This window comes from Stenotrophomonas sp. P5_A9 (genome assembly GCF_056400525.1).
In genome coordinates this window covers 1-17,486 of the sequence record NZ_JBFULC010000048.1, presented here as the reverse complement: position 1 = coordinate 17,486, position 17,486 = coordinate 1, and the positions used below count along the sequence as shown (strand labels likewise).

Below are 17,486 nucleotides of genomic sequence, written 5' to 3'. Positions count from 1 at the left end.
TGTGCCCTTACTGGGTGACGAAGCTGGTGAAAAGCAGTTCGTCGGCGCCCTTGGTGCCGGTTTCGGCCTTGAGCAGCTTCTGCACTTCGGCCAGCGAGTCGGCCTGCAGGCGTTCCTTGCCGGCACGATCGGCGATCTGGGTCGGCTCGACCTGCGAGAACAGCATCAGCAGCTTGGCGCGGATGGCCGGGGCATGCAGCTTGATCGCCTCCAGTGCGGCAGGGTCGCGGGTCATCAGCTGCACTTCGACCTGCAGGTAGCGCGGGCCGTCGAAGCTGCTGTTGAGGTTGACCACGAACGGCGGCTCCAGGCCGAAGTACTGCGCCGGGGCCGGCACGGCCTTGGTGGCGGCGGGCTTGGCTGTCTTCGTGTCGTGCTGGGAAGACGTGGCGAAATACCACGCACCGCCACCGGCGGCACCGGCAGCCAGCACGGCCACCAGGGCAGTGATCAACAACGGACTGCGCGGCTTGGCGGCCTTGTCCTTGTCGGCGGATTTCTTGGTTTTGTCGGCGGCTGCGGCCACGAGGGGAAGCTCCATTGGATTGCTTCCTGGCTACATGCAAAGGGCGTGCCTGAATGCCGGAGGCGGGGCGCGTCGGGTTTCTGGCGGGTGCGCGGTGTTGCGCGCATGGCGTGGTCGGAACGAAAGGCAGCCACGCATGGCGTGGCTCTACCGGTCCGCCCGGCTACGGGTAGAGCCACGCCATGCGTGGGTGAGGCCTTATCTACCCCGTCTGGCATTGCGGGGAGCCGGCCAGCGGCCGGCACTACCGGCTGTGTCGAGCCCGTCCGGCATTGCGGGGAGCCGGCCAGCGGCCGGCACTACCTGGGGCGCTTAGGCGTAGGCGTCGACCAGGCCGCGCTGGCGCATCAACTGCGCGGGGGACACGGTGATATCGGCCAACGCCGGTTCCCCGTCACCACCGCCGTGGCCGGTGCTGTCTCCCCCCGCCTTGCCATCCTGTGCCGTGTGCTGGTGGCCGACATCGGCGTTGCCCAGCTGGAAGCCTTGCTCGCCGAGCATTTCCCGCAGGCGTGGCAGGCTGGTTTCCAGCGCGTGCCGGACCTCGGCATGGGCGCTGCTGAAACTGGCGTGGACCTTGTCGCCGTCGATCTGCAGGCGCACTTCCACCTGGCCCAGGTCGTGCGGGGTGACGCGGATCACCGCATGCCCGATCTTCTGGTCGGCCAGCCAGCCGACCCGCGCGCTCATGGCGTCGCCGAAGTCATCGGCGCCCACATCGGGGGTGGCGGTCGGGCTGCCGGTGAAGGCGGCGCTGACCGCAGTGCCCTTGAGTTCTGCGGCGGCATGCAGGGCGTGCAGCAGTGGCGTGGCCGGCGCATCGCCGCCGTCGTTGCCGGCGATGGCATCGGTGACGGCCTTGAGCAGCTGGCTGTCGTCGGTCACCCCGGCATCGGTCGGCAGCACGATCGCAGCGGCCGGTGCGGTAGTGGCGGCGGTGCCGGCGGCGCCCGTGGCGGGAAGCGCGGGTGCCGCCGCGGCGGTCGCAGGCAGGGYCGCGGCCAACAGCGGATCGGTGGCTGTGCCGGTTGCTGCCGCGGGCGGCGGTGGCGCGGGCGCTGCGGCCGGTTCCAGCCCGATCAGGGCCAGGCCGGCCAGGCCCAACGGCGGCCAGGGCGCGGCATCGGTGTCTTCGGCGGTGTCCTCGCCCGGCTTGGCCGGGGTGGCAGGCGTAGCAGCAGCGACCTCGCTAGCGGATTCGCCGCTGTCCTCGCTAACCGGGCGCTTGCCCGGATCACCCGGTTTGGCCGCGTCCGCGTCGGGCGTCGGCTTGCCGCTCGCCTCTGGCTTGGCCGGCTTGCTGGCGGTTGGATCCGACGGCTTCGGCGTGTTGGCATCGCCCTTGAGCATCGCGTCAAAGTCCCGGCGGTCGCCGCCAGCAGTGTCGTTGCGCGGGCTGTTGGCGGCGGTCTTGGGGGTGCCGGTGGCAGCGCCGCTGCCCAGCAGTGCGGGCGGCATCACGGCGTGCCTCCGGTCTCGTTGTCGGCATCTTCGCGCTGGGCCTGGCGGCTCCGGCGTGCGCCGATGTCGTCCATGTCGCGCTGGTCGCGGCGGTCGGTCACCACTTTTTCCTGCGCGCGGTAGCTGGCCGCCAGCTGTTCCAGCACGGCCTTGTCGCGGCTGGCCAGGATCAAGCGGGCGCGCTCGGCTTCAACCTTCTCGCGGTTGCTGTCCACGGTCTGGCTTTGCTGGGCCACCGCGCTGTCCAGGCGGTCCAGGAAGGCCCGCCGGTTGAGCAGCTGCGCCGGACTGGTCGCGGCCATCTGCGCATTGGCGTATTCCTCGGCGTACCGGCGCAGCTCATCCAGCCGTGACAGATGGGTGTCCAGCGTGCGCTGGCGTTCGGCCAGGTCGCGTGCCACTTCGTCTTCGTGGTCCTGGGCCCGCTTGAGCAGGGGATCGATGCGCTTGGACTGGATCATGGGTTATGCCTCTGGTTCCACCAGGCGCTTGAGCGCGGCCTGGCTGTGCGGCAGGTCGGCGGCCTTGGCGACGTCCTGGCTGAGGAATTCAACGATGTCCGACCAGCGCTCCAACGCTTCGTCGGTGGCCGGGTCATTGCCGCGCTGGTAGGCGCCGATCGCGATGAGGTCGCGGTTGGACGAGTAGGCCGACACCAGCCGCTTGAGCTTGCGGATGCGCAGGCGCCACGGTTCGTCGGCGATTTCGGTGACCACCCGGCTCACCGAGGATTCCACGTCGATGGCCGGGTACAGGCCACTGTCGGCGACCCGGCGCGAGAGCAGGATGTGGCCATCGAGGATGGCGCGAGCGGCATCGGCGATCGGATCCTGCGGATCGTCGCCTTCGGTCAGCACGGTGTAGAAGGCGGTGATCGAGCCGCGGCCCTTGGCGCCGTTGCCGGCGCGTTCGACCAGGGCCGGCAGCTTGGCGAACACCGACGGCGGGTAGCCGCGGGTGGTCGGCGGCTCGCCGACCGACAGGCCGATCTCACGCTGGGCCTGGGCAAAACGGGTCAGCGAATCCATCAACAGCAGCACGTTGAGGCCCTGGTCGCGGAACCACTCGGCAATGGCTGTGGCGCGGTAGGCGCCATGCAGGCGCGCCAATGGCGGGCGGTCGGCCGGGCTGGCCACCACCACCGCGCGACGCAGGCCTTCCTCGCCGAGCGTGCTCTCGACGAAGTCGCGGACTTCGCGGCCACGTTCGCCGATCAGCCCGACTACGATCACATCGGCGGCGGTATACCGGGTCATCATCCCCAGCAGGGTCGATTTGCCCACGCCGGAGCCGGCAAACAGGCCCACGCGCTGGCCGCGCCCGATCGGCAGCAGCGCGTTGATCGCGCGCACGCCCACATCCAGCGGCTGGGTGATCGGCTCACGCGCGAGCGGATTGATCGACACGCCCGCCATGCCGACCGTGGCTTCGGCGCGGATCGGGCCCTTGCCGTCCAGCGGTACGCCGTCGCTGTCGATGACCCGGCCCAGCAGGCCTTCACCGACTTCCACGCCACCGCGGCCCAGTGCCGGCACGACGCGGGCGTTGGGCAGCAGGCCGTGCAGTTCGGCGCTGGGCATCAGATAGGTGCGTTCGCCGGCAAAGCCGACCACTTCGGCATCCACCCAGCCGCCATCGGCAACTTCAACCTTGCAGCTGGCGCCCAGTGGCGATTCGCAACCGACCGCTTCCAACGTCAGGCCGACCGCGCGGCGCAGCACGCCTTCGCGGATCAGGCCACGGCCGTGGTTGCCATCGGGCTTGATGCTGTCCAGGCGCGCGGCCAGACGCAGGTTGCGCGCGGCGGCCCACTCGGCGGCGGGGGCGGGCAGGGGTTCGGTGTTCATGTGCTGGCTCCGGATTTGCGCAGCACCGCATCGAGCGCACCACGCAGGCGCGCTTCGAGGGTGCCATCAAGACGCACGGCCTCGGCATGCACGCGCAGGTCGCCACGGCTGAGGCTGAGGTCGGCGGTCAGGCGTTGGGTCGGTGACAGCTGCAGCAGCGGGGCGAGTGCGGCGATGTCGTCCGGGTGCAGGCGCACCTCGACCTCGCGGTTGGCACCGCCCACGGCGTCCACCGCTTCATTGACCAGCTGCGCCAGCAGCGCCGGATCGGCCTCGTAGGCGCGGCCGACCAGGGTGCCGGCGATGCGCACGGCCAGTTCGCCGAGCGCGGCCACCACTTCGTTCTCCAGCCGCACCAGCGGCCGGCTGAAGTTGTCCAGGATGCCTTCGATCTGCGCGATCAGGCGACGCACTTCGGCCTGGCCCTGGGCCAGGCCATCGGCGTGCCCCTGCTCGAAGCCATCCTTTTCCGCGTTGTCCTGGATTGCCTGAATTTCTTCCAGGGTGGGCAGCTGCAGCAACGGTTCGGGTTCGTGCTCCAGATCGGGCCCGGTGAGTTCGAACTGCTCGTCCTGCGGCGGTTCGGGCACCGCCAGCAGGTCCGGGGCAAGCCAGCGCACGGCGTTGTTCACAGCATCGCCTCCGCGTTGCCACCGATGGTGACCGTGCCTTCATCGGCCATGCGCTTGACGATGGCCAGGATCTCACGCTGCGCCACTTCCACATCCGACAGGCGCACCGGACCGCGTGCTTCCATGTCTTCGAGCAGGATTTCGGCGGCGCGCTGGGACATGTTGCGGGTGATCTTGTCGCGCACCTTGATGTCGGCACCGCGCAGGGCCAGGCCCAGGCGTTCGCCGCTGACTTCGCGCAGCACCAGCTGCAGTTCGCGATCGTCCAGGTCGACCAGATCGTCGAACACGAACATCAGGTCCTGGATGCGTCCGCTGAGCGGGGCGTCGATGCGCGCGATCTCGCCCAGGATGGCCTGGTCCTGGCCGCTGTCCATGAAGTTCAGGATGTTGGCCGCGCACTGCACGCCGCCGATGTTGGACGACTTCAGGTTCTGGTTGCCGGCGAACTGGCGCTCCATAATTTCGTTCAGTTCATTCAACGCATTCGGCGGGATGCCGTCCAGCGTGGCAATGCGCAGCAGCACGTCCACGCGGGTGCGTTCGGGCAGCAGCTTGAGCGCATCGGCGGCCTGGTCGGTTTCCAGGTGGGCCATCACGATGGCGATGATCTGCGGATGCTCGTTGCGGACCAGGTCGGCCACCGCACGCGGGTCCATCCACTTCAACGCGTCCAGGCCGGTGGTGTTGCGGCCAAGCAGGATGCGGTCGATCAGGTTGCCGGCCTTCTCGCTGCCCAGGGCCTGGATCAGCATGTTGCGGATGTAGTCGTCCGAGCCCACGCCCAGCGAGGTCTTGGAGCCCAGTTCACTGTTGAACTGGTCCATCACGCCTTCGACCTGGACACGGGTGATGTCGGTCATGGTGGCCATGGCGATGCCGATCTTCTGCACCTCCTTGGGCTCCATGTGGCGCAGCACTTCAGCCGCGTCCAGTTCACCCAGCGAGAGCAGCAGGACGGCGGCGCGCTGGACGCCGGACAGGGGGGCGGTGCCGGCGTCAGTCATTGGCCACCCAGCCCTTGACCACCTGGGCCACGCGCTTGGAATCGGTCTTTACAGCTTCACGCGCCATGCGCAGTCGTTCCTCGTAGGAGTCCACCGGCAGTGCCAGGGTTTCATGTCCGGCCGCGCTCAGGCGTTCGCTGCCCAGTGCGGGCAGGCCTTCGCCGTCATCGACCAGCTGCACGTCGGCGCGGTGCGGTTCCAGGCTGTCATCGCCGGCCTTCTTGGGCTGGCCGGTGATCGAGCGCAGTGCCGGGCGCAGCACGCCGAACACCAGGGCAAGCACCACGATCGCACCGAGCAGCAGCCTCAGGCCGTCCTGCACCTGCGGCAGTTCCCACCACTTCGGCCCTTCGACCGGGGTCACTTCGCGCACGAACGGCGCGTTCATCACCGACACGGTATCGCCACGCTCGGCATCGAAGCCGACCGCCTGTTTCACCAGTGCTTCCACGCGGGTGAGTTCGGCCGCCGACAGGGCCTGGTCGGCCATCTTGCCGTTGGCACCGGCACGCGGCACGTTGTCCACCAGTACCGCCACCGACACACGCTTGATGCGGCCGGCCGGTTGGCGGGTGTGCTGCAGGGTGCGGTCCAGTTCGTAGTTGCGGGTGGCGTTCTTCGAGGTTTCGGTCGGTGCCGCAGCCGTGGCCGGGGCGGCGGCCGGGCCGGGCGGGGTATTGCTGGCCGCACCGGGAACGCCCTGCGGACCGGGGGTGCTGCTGCTGTTCTCGCTCATCTGCTCGCTGCGCAGCTTCTGCGGCTCGCCGTTGTACAGCTCACGGGCTTCCTCGATCACCGAGAAGTCCATGTCCACGCTGACTTCCGGATTGACCCGGCCGGGACCGGTCATGGGTTCGAGCAGTTCGCGGATGCGCTGGTTGAAGGAGGTTTCCTGGCGGCGCACCTGTTCGAACTGCGCCGCGTTCAACGCCGCTTCGCTGTTCGGATCGGACACGCTGAGCATGCGCCCGCTCTGGTCCACCACGGTCACCCGCTCGGGGGTGAGGTCGGGGATGCTGGCGGCCACCATGTGCACGATCGCATCGATCTGGCCGCGTTCCAGCTGCTGGCCGCCGCGCAGTTCCAGCACCACCGAGGCGCTGGCGACATCACGCTGGCGGGTGAAGGCGCTGGGCTTGGGAATGGCCAGGTGCACGCGCGAATCACGCACCGGGCGCAGGGTGTTGATGGTGCGCGACAGCTCGGTTTCCAACGAATGCTGGTAGCGCGCGTTTTCCATGAACTGGCTGACGCCGAAGCCCGGATCGCGCTCCATCAGCTCAAAGCCGAGCCGGCCACTGTCGGTCAGGCCCGAACCGGCCAGCTTGAGGCGCGCATCGTGCAGGTTCTTTTCCGGCACGGTGATGCCACCGGTGGCCGGGTCCAGTTCGAACGGAATCTGCGCGGTGCGCAGCAGGTCGGTGGCCTCGGCGGTGGCCTTCTGGTCCAGGCCGGTGTAGAGCGGCACCATGCCCGGCTTCTGCGACCAGAAGAACACGAACAGGCCTGCCGCCACGGCCACGGCGATCATCGCCATCAGTCCGAGCCGACGGGTGATCTGCAGGCTTTGCAGCCGGTCGAACCACTGCCCAGCCTTTTCGGTGTTCAGGGATTCTTTGGAGAGCGACAGGGCCATGCGTTTCTATCCTTACAGCGGCATGTTCATCACGTCCTGGTAAGCCTGGACGAGACGGTTACGGACTTCCACGGTGGCGCGGAAGGCGATCTGGGACTGCTGCGAGGCGACCATGACCTTGGCCAGGTCCGCACCGGGTTCACCCAGTTCGAAGGCCTTGGCGAGGGCGCCGGATTTCTGTTGCGCTTCGTTGACGCCGGCGATGGCGCCACGCAGGGTGTCGGTGAAGCTCGGGCCCTGGACGTTCTGCGGGGAGACCAGGCCCTGAATGGCATTGCTCTTCGGCGCCTCGGTCAGCGGGCTGACGGCGGACTGCCCCATCTGGGTCTGGAGGGTGCGGATCTGGGAAAGGACGGAGGTGACGGAGTGCGACATCTGGAACGTTCCGAAGCTGGGATGGGGTTTCGAGTGAATACGTTGCAAGTGCCGTGCCGAAACCGTTTACCGGTTCAGTTTTGTTGGTGGCACAAGGGCTTGCGCCTTCACGCGGCGACGGCGAATGGGCGGCCGGTCGCGGCGCGCGACGGAATGTTGCTGCGGCGGTTTGACGCGGCGCGCGTGTCGGGGAGCCGGCGTCGGAAAACCGGCGGGGGGACGTGCAGCCACCCGTGGGGTGGCTCTACCGGGGGTGTGCCGGTGGTGCGGCTACCCGCGGGGCGGTATCGGGGTAGAGCCACCCCATGGGTGGCTGCTCTTCCTAGGGCGTCAGCGTCCAGCGGCCGCTGTTCTGGCGGCGGGCCGGGGCGATGGGACCGGCGTGCTGGGTGAAGACGAACATGCCCTCGCTGTCGGTCAGGCAGGTCAGCAGCAGGGTGTAGGCGGCCGCACCGCCCGGGAACGCTTCGCGCATGCGGATTTCACCGAGGTGCGGGGCGTGGCGCTGGTAGCGATAGGTGCCCTGCACCTGGATCGGGGTGCCCAGAATTTCCAGCACGTACTGGTCGTCCGCGAAATTCACCTGCACCATCCGCCCGGCGTTGGGGTTGTCGGGGCGATAGAGCGGATCGCTGACATTGATGAACTGGCGCGCGTCGAGCGTGGTCGGCAAGGTGCAGGCCGGGGTGGCCAGGGAGGTGGTGGGCAGCAGGGCCAGCAAGAGCAACACGGGGAACAGGCGCATCGGATGACCTCCAAGGGGATGTGCCTTTGATGCTAGTCAGTGCATGGCGCGGGTCTGTAGGAAACGTTGCAATCTGTCTGCCGGCCGTTGCCGCGAACGCCACAACGACAAAGCCCGGGACAGGCCCGGGCTTCTGTGTCATTCCAGCGTGCGGTGGGCTCAACCGGCCAGTTCGGTCTGGTCGCGTTCGATGCCGTACTTGCGCAGCTTCTCCACCAGGGTGGTGCGGCGCAGGCCGAGCAGCTGGGCGGCGTGGGCGACCACGCCCTGGGTACGCTCGAGGGCCTCGTTGATCAGCGTCAGCTCGATGTTGGCCATGTGGTTGCGCAGGTCCAGGCCGGCATCGGGCAGGCCGGCGGCGCGGGTGACCGGGCCGATGCCGTTTTCCAGCGAAGCAGCCACGCCCGGGGCCGGGGTGTGGAAGGAGAAACTGCGCAGGTCCAGACGCTCGTCAGCCACCGGTGCCGGGGCGGCCACGACCACCGGCGCGGCGGCGGTGAAATCACCGCGATAGCGCGCCGGCAGGTCCTGCACGCGCACGTTGCCGCTTGGATGCAGCACGGCCAGGCGCTCGACCAGGTTGGTCAGCTCACGCACGTTGCCCGGCCATTCGTACGTGGCCAGCGCCTGCAGCGCTTCGGCGGTGAAGCGCACTTCGCCGCGACCGGTGCGTGCCAGCTGCGCGGCGATGGTGGTCACCAGTGCCGGCAGGTCTTCGCTGCGCTCGCGCAGCGCCGGCACGTCGATGGGGAAGACGTTGAGGCGATAGAACAGATCCTCGCGGAACTTGCCGTCGGCAATGCGCGACTCCAGGTCGCGGTGGGTCGCGGCGATCACCCGCACGTTGCAGCGGATGGTCTGGTTGCCGCSCACGCGCTCGAAGCTGCGCTCCTGCAGCACGCGCAGCAGCTTGACCTGCATCGGCAGGCTCATGTCGCCGATTTCATCCAGCAGCAGAGTGCCGCCTTCGGCCATCTCGAAGCGGCCCTTGCGGGCGCTGAGCGCACCGGTGAAAGCACCCTTTTCGTGACCGAACAGCTCGCTCTCCAGCAGCTCGGCCGGGATCGCGCCGCAGTTGATCGCCACGAACGGGCCATCGCGACGCGGCGAGCGCTGGTGGATCGAGCGCGACACCACTTCCTTGCCGGTGCCCGATTCGCCCAGCACCAGCACGGTGGTGTCGAATGCGGCGACCTGTTCGATCATCAGGCGCAAGGCGCTCACCGCCGCGCCGTCGCCGGTGGGGCCGGTTTCCTGCACGGCACCGGCCTGGTGCTCGGCATCCAGGCGCTTGAGGCTGGCGCGGCGCAGCAGGGCCTCCATCTGCGCGTGGCGCAGCGGTGCCTCCAGCGGCCACACGTTGGCTTCGTGCAGGCCGTGCTGCTGGGCAAAGCGGGCGGCATCGCCGTCGATCAGCATCACCGGCGGCGGCAGCGCGCCCTTGCCGGCCCAGGCAAACAGCGCATCGCTGCCCGCGCCCGGGTCCAGGCTGCCGATGATCACTGCCACCCAGTCGTTGGGGCGGTGACGGGCCGTGTCGATGTCGGCCGCGTCGGCCACCCAGCGCGGGTTGAAATCCATGAATTCGAGCAGGGCGACGGTGCGCTCGGCGCGCACGGCGTCGTTATCCAGCACCAGGATGCGCGACTCACTCATGATCCATTCCCCTTCAGGCCTTCCAGGATCGGCATGACTTCCTGGATGTAGGACAGCTTGCTGACGAAGTTGTCGGCGCCGGCACGCAGGGCATGCTCGCGGTGTTCGACATCGTCGAAGTGGCTGGCGATGACGATGTACGGCGCGTCGTCCTGCGACTTGATCAGGCGGGTGGCCTGCAGGCCGCCCATCTCCGGCATGGCCAGGTCCATCAGCACCACCTGCGGGCGCAGCGATTCGGAACGCTCGATGGCTTCAAGCCCGTTGGCGGCGCTGCCGATCACGTCCAGCCACTCGACCTTGCGGAAGTGGCGCATCGCCGCGTTGATGAAGCCTTCGTGGTCATCGACCAGCAGGACGGTGAGCTTGTTCATGTCTTCCATTTCCTTCAGCCCACCCGGGCCAGTTGCGGGGTGCGGGCATTGATCCGACGGCGTTCGCGAGCCGGAGCGATGTCCAGTTGTTCGCGGTATTTTGCAACGGTGCGGCGCGCGATGTTGACGCCCTGGCGGGACAGCAGGCCGGCGATGGCTTCGTCGGCCAGCGGGCGAGCGGACGGCTCGGCATCGATCAGGCGGCGCACCATGGCCTTGACCGCCTGCCCGGAGACGCTGGCACCTTCCAGGCGCACGGCGAAGAAGTGCTTCAGTTCCAGGGTGCCGCGCGGGGTCTGCAGGTACTTGCCGGTGGTGATGCGCGAGACGGTGGACTCGTGCATGCCGATCGCATCGGCCACTTCCTTCAGGGTCAGCGGTGCCATCGCCTCTTCGCCGCGGGTCAGGAACCCGGCCTGGCGTTCGATGATCACCCGCGTGGTGCGCAGCAGGGTGTCATAGCGCATCGACAGGCCGCGGGTGAGCCAGCGCGCCTCCTGCAGCATGTCACGCAGCGGCTGGGCGGCATCGCCGGCCTCGGCCAGGGCGCTTTCGTAACCGGGGTTGATGCTGAGGCGACGGCTGGTGGCCGGGTTGAGCGCCACGCGCCACTGGTTGTCGGCATGCCAGGCGATCACATCGGGGATGACCACGCCGGTGTCGTCCGGGCGCAGGCTGTCGCCGGGGCGCGGCTGCAGCGACAGGATCAGCCGCACCGCTTCATGGATGTCGGCAACTTCGGCATCCAGTTCGCGGGCCAGGGCAACGTAGTCGTGCGCAGCCAGGCTGGCCAGGCCCTGATCCAGCACGCGCTGGGCCAGGTGGCGGGCCGGCACGCGGCCGGGCAGGGCGCGCAGCTGCACGCTCAGGCATTCATGCAGGTCGCACGCGGCCAGCCCRGCCGGCTCGCCGTGCAGGATCTGCTGGCGCACGGCTTCGACACCGGCGGCATCCACGTCGCAGTGGGCGCTGGCCAGCAGTTGCAGCTGCGCCAGCGGCGCGTCCAGGTAGCCGGCGTCGTCGCAGTGCTCCAGCCAGAAGCTGGCCACGCCCAGTTCGCGCGCATCCAGCTCCAGCGACAGGCGCTGCAGGGCGCGCAGTTGGGGGTCACTGGATTCGTCGGCGGCAATGCGCTGCATGCGGTCGTCGTCCCCGTCCTGCCAGCTGGCGCCGGGCACGTCCCACATCGCGCTTTCCGGCAGCTCGTCGAAGGCGGCCACTTCCTGCACGGTGGTGGTTTCGGCGGTGTCATCGGCCGGGGCGTCGGGCGCCTCCTCCAGTTCCAGCAGCGGGTTGGTTTCCAGTGCGCGGCGGATCTCCAGCTCCAGTTGCATGCCGTCCAGCTGCAGCAGTCGGATGGACTGCAGCAGTTGCGGCGTGAGGTGGAGCTGCTGACCCAGCTGGGTCGACATCGTCGGCTTCATGCGTTTTCCCCGTCGCACCGACTCCCCGGTGCGTTATGGAACGCATCTTGCTTGTGATATCCCGACACCGTAATCAGGGGGTTCCTGAGTGGTGTCGTTGGTTTCCTGACACCTTGTCAGGAAAACCACTACAACGCCTCGGACTTTTGACGCTGCCTGCGGCGGAAACCCTTGTGTTTCCGTCGCCAAGGCGGCTGGGGCCTGTTCAAAATCCCGACGCTGCCAAGTCTGAAGCCTTCAGCGTGCCGGGGAACCGACGCCCACTACCTGGCGCCTCACTCCAGTTCGTGCTGGTGGCGCGCGGCGAGCAGCAGCAGATCGTTGGCGCGGCGGCAGCCGAGCGACTCCATCATGCGCGCGCGGTGGGTCTCCACCGTCTTGACGCTGATGCCCAGGTCCGCGGCGATTTCCTTGTTGCTCTCGCCCCGGCCGATCTGGCGCAGGATCTCGCGCTGGCGCGGCGACAGCGCCGCCACGCCCACCGGTTTTTCCTTGCCCAGCATCGGCGCCAGCATCTTGGCCGAGATCTGCGGGCTCAGGAACACCTGGCCGGCATGCGCGGCGCGCAGGGCCAGCTCCAGCTCCTGCGGCGCGGCATCCTTGACCACGAAGCCGACCGCGCCACGGTCCAGTGCATCGCGCACGTGCACCGCATCGTCATGCATGGTCATCATCACCACCCGGGTGCCGGGCGCGCGCAGCAGGATGTCGCTCAGGGCTTCCAGGCCGGTACGGCCGGGCAGGGACAGATCCATCAGGATCACATCCGGGCTGTGCTGGATGGCCAGCTGCAGCGCCTGTTCGGCGTTGCTGGCTTCGGCGGCGACGTCCACGTCGGCAAAGCCCTGGAGCAGGCGGCTGAGGCCGGCGCGGACCAGGGTGTGATCGTCGACGATGAGAACGCGCACAGGCAGGCTTCGGCAGATGTTAAGGCGGGGTGACCACCTTAACGGAGTGGCGGCCTACCGCCAAGCCGATCCCGTCACGGTAGTGGCGGCCGTTGGCCGGCAAACCGTCAAAACGTCGCTCAGGGGTCCAGCGGACGGCGGTCGGCCAGCCGCGCCTGCGCGATCTGGCGGCGGTGCAGGCGGAACAGGTGCCGTTCCAGTGCCATCTCCAGCGCATCGCTCATCGGCTCGAAGCGCAACCACAGGAAGTGCGCGCCGGCACCGGTGGCCGCTTCGGCCAGCACCGACACCGGCAGGTCGATATGGTCGGGCAACCAATCGCAGGGCTGCAGCCGGATCACGCCCAGGCTGCCGGCCGCCGCGCCGGTACGCATGCCCTGTTCCAGGCGGATGCCGCGCCGTGACCAGCGCAGCGGGCGCAGGTCCAGGTCCTGCGCGGTCTGTCGCACCAGCCGCCCGAGCAGGACCATGGTCAGGTCCAGCTTGGCTTCCAGGCGCTGCAGTTGCGCGGTCGCTTCGCCGCGCTCGTCGTGGCCGTCATCGCCGCGCGAATCTTCCACCAGGGCGACGCTGCGCAGCAGGGTCTCGGCGCTGCCCGGGCGCACCACCGCGCTGCCCAGGCGGAACTCGGCCGGCAAGGCGACCTCGCAGCTCAGCGTTTCATCGAACAGCTCGCTTTCGGCCGGATGATGGATGGCGCTGGGACGCGGCTCGTTCATGACAGGGATTCCGCGGTGAGGTAGGCATGCGCGGCGCGGTTGGCCGCAGCGCCCTTGCGCACGTGGCCGGCAGCCTCGTCGCGCTGGCTCATGATCATCACCATGACGCGCTGCTGGCGGCTTTCCAGTGCGCGCAGGCCGGCGACGTCATCCAGTCCGCCGGGCTGCGCCAACAGATGGGTCTGGTCGGCGTGCAGGGTGTCCAGGCAGGCGCCGGCACCCTCGTGGTCACCGGCCAGCAGGGCGGCTTCCAGCGTGTCCATGGCGGTGTTGAGGTCGGCCAGGGTGGGCGCGGTGGCCATTACACGGCGGCCTGCGCGGGCGCGCGCTGGTCGCGCGGGATCGCATTCCACGCCGCGTCGATCTCGCCCAGCAGCTCCAGCGACTCGCGCAGGGCCTCCGGGTCGTTGTGCAGGTTGGCTTCGGTCAGGCGCTGCATGACGTAATCGTACAGGGCCGACAGATTGCCGGCGATTTCGCCGCCGGCTTCATGGTCGAGCGAGCCGTTGAGGTGGCCGACGATCGCGCACACCTCGCCGATCGCCTTGCCTTTGCGCGCCTGATCGCCACGTTCCAGGCAGGCCTGCGCCAGCCGCACGCGTTCCAGCGCACCGGCCAGCAGCAACGCCACCAGCTTGTGCGGGTCGGCGTCGACGATCGAGCTCTGCACGCCGACTTTGCGGTACTGCTCGGTGAATTGACGGTTTGAACCGTACATCAATCATGTCTCCTTCGTGCGGGGCCGCGTGCCTTGCGGGGTCTGCGGCACCGGGGTGGAGCCTGCGTTGGCTGCTGCAATGGCTGCTGCGTTGGTACCAGTATCGGCCGCGTGTGCGATTTACTTGAGCAGGCGGCCGTGTCGATCAGCGGGCCAGCTGACTGAGCTGGGAGGTGAGCGAGGAGGTGGTCTGGCTCAGCTTGCCCATCAACGCATCCAGTGCCAGGAACTGCTTTTTATAGCGTTCCTCCACGCCGGCCATGCGCACGTCCAGTGCCTTGCGGCGCTTGTCGATGTCGGTCAGGGTGGCGTTGATGCTCTTGGTGCGCGAAACAAAGGCGCCTTCCTTGCCTACCGTGGTGCTGACGTAGCCGTCGACCATGTTGAACAGTTTGGTGGCCGCGCCATCATCACCGGTGAGCGCCTGGCGCACCGCACCGGCCTGGTTGACCAGCGCCGCCTCGAACTTGGTGGCATCCAGCACCAGACTGCCATCGGCATTGGGATAGGCGCGGGTCTGCAGGCCCAGCGTTTTGGGGTCCAGGCCAACGGCGGCCAGGTCCTTGAGCACGCCGCCCATCATCGCGCGCAGCTGGCTGGAGGCCCCGCGCATCTGCGCATCGCCGGTGAGCGAGGAGGGCTCCTTGTTCTCGATGTCGTATTTGGTGGCGGTGCTGATTGCGCTGATCGCGCCGTTGTAGGCGGTGACGAAGTCCTGCATCACCTTGCGCGCGGCCGCCACGTCGGTGCTGACGGTAACGGTACTCTTGCCCGGCTTCTTCAGGTTCAGGGTCAGGCCGGGCACCACGTCGGCGACGGTGTTCTCGCTGGACACCACCTCCACCCCGTCGATGGTGAGCTTGGCGTCGGCGGCCGGGGTGCGTTCGGTCAGGCTGTTGGCCAGCGCGGTCAGCTCGGCGTTGCCGGACCCGGCGCTGAGCTTGATCGCATTGGCGGTGCCGGATTTCTCCTGCGACAACGACAGGAACTGGTTGTCGCCAGAGGCGATCAGGGTCGACTGCACGCCCAGGCTGCGGCCGGCCTTCTCGATCTTGGTACGGATCGAAGACAGGGTGTCATCGGCTTCGACCTGGATCTCCAGCGTCTTCTTCTTGTCGCCGACGCCCACCTCCAGCGACAGGGTGCCGGCGCCGAAGGTCTTGGTCTTGGACACCGCCGTATCGGCGATCCACTTGTTCGCCGTGGCCAGCTGGTCGACCTGGATGACATGGTTGCCGGTGGCGGCCGAATTGGTGCTGCTGACTGTCAAGATATCGTCGGTACCTTCCTTGGTCGCACTGACCAGGCGGGCGTCGAACGCAGTGGAGGCCTTCAGCGCCTTCAGCGAGGTGCTCAGCAGGTCGAACGCGGACTTGACCGTGCCCACCGCCGACAGCTGCATCTTGGCTTTGGACTGCTGCAGGTTGAGTGCGTTGTCCGAAGGTTTGCGGTCTGCCGCCACCAGGCTGGCGACCATGCCGGAAATATCCAGTCCGGAACCGATGCCGCCGTAACCAAAGTCAGCCACGTTGTATCTCCTGTCTGTGTGCCGCCGCGGCGTTGCCGCGTGGCCGTGCTGTCAACGAAGGTAGCGGCCGTAGCCGCCAGGTCTTTAGAACCACGTTGATGCAGGAGTTGTGCCAGTGGCGTGGCGCGGAGGAATGGCACGCGCTTTGCAGGGGCATAGGGGCGGGACGCAGTGCAGGTCCGGCCAGGGGTCTGTAAAAAACCCTCCTCCAAAGTAGAGGAGGGCTCAGGCTACTGAAAAGCGGGGGGAGACGAAGCCACCCGGGGAGTTCAGTCAAACAAACAGCGCTGATAACGGTTGGGCCGCAGGGGCGGGCCATGGCCACGGTGGATGTGGCGACCGGGAGAGAGTCCGGCCCATGGCCATGGCCCGTTCCTGCGCGACAGTTGGCTGTCTTTTCGGGGTTTGCCCGCGCCGCCGGCCTTGGCCGGCGGCGTGGACGCGTGGATCAGCGCAGCAGGCTGAGCACGTTCTGCGGCACCTGGTTGGCCTGGGCCAGCATGGCCGTACCGGCCTGCTGCAGGATCTGGGTGCGGGTCAGCTCTGCGGTTTCCTTGGCGAAATCGGTGTCCTTGATGCGGCTACGCGACGCGGACAGGTTTTCCGAGGAGGTCTGCAGGTTGGCAACGACCGAGGTGAAGCGGTTCTGGATCGCACCGAGGTCGGCGCGGGTGTTGTTGATCGAGCTCAGCGCCTTGTCAACGATTTCCAGCGCCTGCTGGGCACCCTTCACGGTCGACACGTCGATCTTGTCGGCGAACTGCTTGGTCGGAACCGCGGCGTTGCCGGCCAGCGTGATGTCGGTGCCGCTCAGCTGCACCACGGCACCGTCCTTGTCGACGCTGTCCTTGACCGAGGTCAGAGTCAGGGCGCCGGTGGTGGCATCGGCTTCGGCGTAGATACCGGTTTCACCGATCTTGGCGTTGATGTGCGCGGCCAGCGACTGGCCCGCCTTGGCGGTGGTGGTCTCGGTCAGCTTCAGCTCGGCGAAGGACACCGTGCCCGACGCGCTGGTCAGGCTGAAGGCGGCGACCGTCGAGGTGCCGTCGGCGGCGACCGTCGGGGCAGCGGCGGTGGCGGTGACGAACTGCGCGCCGCCCAGGGCGTCGGCCTTGGCATCCACGACCTTGTCGATGGCGATGGCCTGGCCGGCGTTGGCGCCAACCTGGAACAGCTGGCTGGAGAACGAGCCGTCCAGCAGCTTGGTGCCGTTGAAGTCGGACTGCTTGGCGACGCGGTCGATTTCGCTGACCAGCTGGGTGACTTCGGCCTGCAGGGCCTTGCGGTCGCTGGCGGAGTTGGTGGCGTTGGAGGCCTGCACCGACAGTTCACGGACGCGCTGCAGGTTGTTGCCGATTTCAGTCAGCGAACCTTCGGCGACCTGGGCCAGCGAGATGCCRTCGTTGGCGTTGCGGATGGCCACGTCGGTACCGCGGATCTGGGTGCCGAAGCGCTCGGAGATGGCCAGACCGGCCGCATCGTCCTTGGCGCTGTTGATGCGCGAGCCCGAGGACAGGCGCTGGATGGTGGTGGCCAGGGAGCTGCCGCTGGTGCTCAGGTTGCGCTGAGCATTCAACGACATCGTGTTGGTGTTGATGACTTGTGCCATGGAAGTTCCTTCAGGCGTGGGTGGTGCGTAAGACGGTGGATGCGGCGCCGGTCATGCCGGCGCCGCCGGGCAGGCGTGGATCAGCGCAGCAGGCTGAGCACGTTCTGCGGCACCTGGTTGGCCTGGGCCAGCATGGCCGTACCGGCCTGCTGCAGGATCTGGGTGCGGGTCAGCTCTGCGGTTTCCTTGGCGAAATCGGTGTCCTTGATGCGGCTACGCGACGCGGACAGGTTTTCCGAGGAGGTCTGCAGGTTGGCAACGACCGAGGTGAAGCGGTTCTGGATCGCACCGAGGTCGGCGCGGGTGTTGTTGATCGCACCC

General features: G+C 67.9%; 19 protein-coding genes. All 19 read right to left on the bottom strand.

Annotated elements, in window-relative coordinates:
* Nucleotides 1–7: 7 nt before the first annotated feature.
* Nucleotides 8–541, bottom strand: a complete 534-nt coding sequence (locus AC1DR7_RS14910) for a flagellar basal body-associated FliL family protein (protein ID WP_256776964.1) — start codon at nucleotides 539–541, stop codon at nucleotides 8–10.
* Nucleotides 542–838: 297 nt separating this feature from the next.
* Nucleotides 839–1,984, bottom strand: a complete 1,146-nt coding sequence (locus AC1DR7_RS14905) for a flagellar hook-length control protein FliK (RefSeq protein ID WP_478076538.1) — start codon at nucleotides 1,982–1,984, stop codon at nucleotides 839–841.
* Nucleotides 1,984–2,448, bottom strand: coding sequence for a flagellar export protein FliJ (gene fliJ, locus AC1DR7_RS14900; protein ID WP_256776966.1), 465 nt, complete (start codon nucleotides 2,446–2,448; stop codon nucleotides 1,984–1,986). The genes AC1DR7_RS14905 and fliJ overlap by 1 nt, the downstream gene beginning before the upstream one ends.
* Nucleotides 2,449–2,451: 3 nt before the next feature.
* Entirely contained in the window at nucleotides 2,452–3,834 is a 1,383-nt protein-coding gene (locus AC1DR7_RS14895) for a FliI/YscN family ATPase (RefSeq protein WP_457318579.1), read from the bottom strand.
* Nucleotides 3,831–4,466, bottom strand: coding sequence for a FliH/SctL family protein (locus AC1DR7_RS14890; protein ID WP_256776968.1), 636 nt, complete (start codon nucleotides 4,464–4,466; stop codon nucleotides 3,831–3,833). Before AC1DR7_RS14890 ends, AC1DR7_RS14895 begins: the two co-directional genes overlap by 4 nt.
* Nucleotides 4,463–5,449, bottom strand: a complete 987-nt coding sequence (gene fliG, locus AC1DR7_RS14885; RefSeq protein WP_256776998.1) for a flagellar motor switch protein FliG — start codon at nucleotides 5,447–5,449, stop codon at nucleotides 4,463–4,465. The genes AC1DR7_RS14890 and fliG overlap by 4 nt, the downstream gene beginning before the upstream one ends.
* A 16-nt stretch (nucleotides 5,450–5,465) precedes the next feature.
* Nucleotides 5,466–7,109 carry a flagellar basal-body MS-ring/collar protein FliF gene (gene fliF / locus AC1DR7_RS14880; RefSeq protein ID WP_256776969.1) on the bottom strand — a complete coding sequence of 548 codons (1,644 nt, stop codon included), beginning with the start codon at nucleotides 7,107–7,109 and terminating at the stop codon, nucleotides 5,466–5,468.
* Nucleotides 7,110–7,121: 12 nt separating this feature from the next.
* Nucleotides 7,122–7,484, bottom strand: coding sequence for a flagellar hook-basal body complex protein FliE (gene fliE, locus AC1DR7_RS14875; protein WP_457319357.1), 363 nt, complete (start codon nucleotides 7,482–7,484; stop codon nucleotides 7,122–7,124).
* A gap of 322 nt (nucleotides 7,485–7,806) precedes the next feature.
* A complete protein-coding gene (locus AC1DR7_RS14870) occupies nucleotides 7,807–8,229 on the bottom strand; it encodes a hypothetical protein (RefSeq protein WP_457319358.1) in 423 nt (140 codons plus the stop codon).
* Nucleotides 8,230–8,388: 159 nt separating this feature from the next.
* Complete coding sequence (locus tag AC1DR7_RS14865; protein WP_478076535.1) at nucleotides 8,389–9,885, bottom strand: sigma-54 dependent transcriptional regulator; 1,497 nt, start codon at nucleotides 9,883–9,885, stop codon at nucleotides 8,389–8,391.
* Nucleotides 9,882–10,259 (bottom strand): response regulator, encoded by a 378-nt coding sequence (locus tag AC1DR7_RS14860; RefSeq protein ID WP_256776973.1) that lies wholly within the window; start codon nucleotides 10,257–10,259, stop codon nucleotides 9,882–9,884. Before AC1DR7_RS14860 ends, AC1DR7_RS14865 begins: the two co-directional genes overlap by 4 nt.
* Nucleotides 10,260–10,273: 14 nt before the next feature.
* Nucleotides 10,274–11,683, bottom strand: coding sequence for an RNA polymerase factor sigma-54 (rpoN, locus tag AC1DR7_RS14855; RefSeq protein WP_457319360.1), 1,410 nt, complete (start codon nucleotides 11,681–11,683; stop codon nucleotides 10,274–10,276).
* Nucleotides 11,684–11,958: 275 nt separating this feature from the next.
* Nucleotides 11,959–12,591 carry a response regulator gene (locus tag AC1DR7_RS14850; protein WP_256776975.1) on the bottom strand — a complete coding sequence of 211 codons (633 nt, stop codon included), beginning with the start codon at nucleotides 12,589–12,591 and terminating at the stop codon, nucleotides 11,959–11,961.
* Between the two features lie 119 nt (nucleotides 12,592–12,710).
* Nucleotides 12,711–13,310 (bottom strand): PilZ domain-containing protein, encoded by a 600-nt coding sequence (locus AC1DR7_RS14845; protein WP_256776976.1) that lies wholly within the window; start codon nucleotides 13,308–13,310, stop codon nucleotides 12,711–12,713.
* Complete coding sequence (locus AC1DR7_RS14840) at nucleotides 13,307–13,612, bottom strand: hypothetical protein (protein WP_457319361.1); 306 nt, start codon at nucleotides 13,610–13,612, stop codon at nucleotides 13,307–13,309. The genes AC1DR7_RS14845 and AC1DR7_RS14840 overlap by 4 nt, the downstream gene beginning before the upstream one ends.
* Nucleotides 13,612–14,028 carry a flagellar export chaperone FliS gene (gene fliS / locus AC1DR7_RS14835; RefSeq protein WP_256776978.1) on the bottom strand — a complete coding sequence of 139 codons (417 nt, stop codon included), beginning with the start codon at nucleotides 14,026–14,028 and terminating at the stop codon, nucleotides 13,612–13,614. The genes AC1DR7_RS14840 and fliS overlap by 1 nt, the downstream gene beginning before the upstream one ends.
* A 145-nt stretch (nucleotides 14,029–14,173) precedes the next feature.
* The gene (gene fliD, locus AC1DR7_RS14830) at nucleotides 14,174–15,556 is read right to left on the bottom strand and encodes a flagellar filament capping protein FliD (RefSeq protein ID WP_256776979.1); all 1,383 of its coding nucleotides are present in this window, start codon (nucleotides 15,554–15,556) and stop codon (nucleotides 14,174–14,176) included.
* 448 nt (nucleotides 15,557–16,004) lie between these two features.
* Entirely contained in the window at nucleotides 16,005–17,165 is a 1,161-nt protein-coding gene (locus AC1DR7_RS14825; RefSeq protein WP_478051133.1) for a flagellin, read from the bottom strand.
* Between the two features lie 80 nt (nucleotides 17,166–17,245).
* The coding region (locus tag AC1DR7_RS14820; RefSeq protein WP_478076534.1) for a flagellin at nucleotides 17,246–17,486 on the bottom strand (241 nt) is incomplete at its 5' end.

Bases quoted from the DNA above. Each gene is read 5' to 3' on its own strand.
- AC1DR7_RS14845 (WP_256776976.1), bottom strand. From the start codon at position 13,310: ATGAACGAGCCGCGTCCCAGCGCCATCCATCATCCGGCCGAAAGCGAG.
- AC1DR7_RS14910 (WP_256776964.1), bottom strand. From the start codon at position 541: ATGGAGCTTCCCCTCGTGGCCGCAGCCGCCGACAAAACCAAGAAATCC.
- AC1DR7_RS14895 (WP_457318579.1), bottom strand. From the start codon at position 3,834: ATGAACACCGAACCCCTGCCCGCCCCCGCCGCCGAGTGGGCCGCCGCG.
- fliE (WP_457319357.1), bottom strand. From the start codon at position 7,484: ATGTCGCACTCCGTCACCTCCGTCCTTTCCCAGATCCGCACCCTCCAG.
- fliJ (WP_256776966.1), bottom strand. From the start codon at position 2,448: ATGATCCAGTCCAAGCGCATCGATCCCCTGCTCAAGCGGGCCCAGGAC.
- fliS (WP_256776978.1), bottom strand. From the start codon at position 14,028: ATGTACGGTTCAAACCGTCAATTCACCGAGCAGTACCGCAAAGTCGGC.
- AC1DR7_RS14860 (WP_256776973.1), bottom strand. From the start codon at position 10,259: ATGAACAAGCTCACCGTCCTGCTGGTCGATGACCACGAAGGCTTCATC.
- AC1DR7_RS14840 (WP_457319361.1), bottom strand. From the start codon at position 13,612: ATGGCCACCGCGCCCACCCTGGCCGACCTCAACACCGCCATGGACACG.
- fliF (WP_256776969.1), bottom strand. From the start codon at position 7,109: ATGGCCCTGTCGCTCTCCAAAGAATCCCTGAACACCGAAAAGGCTGGG.
- AC1DR7_RS14870 (WP_457319358.1), bottom strand. From the start codon at position 8,229: ATGCGCCTGTTCCCCGTGTTGCTCTTGCTGGCCCTGCTGCCCACCACC.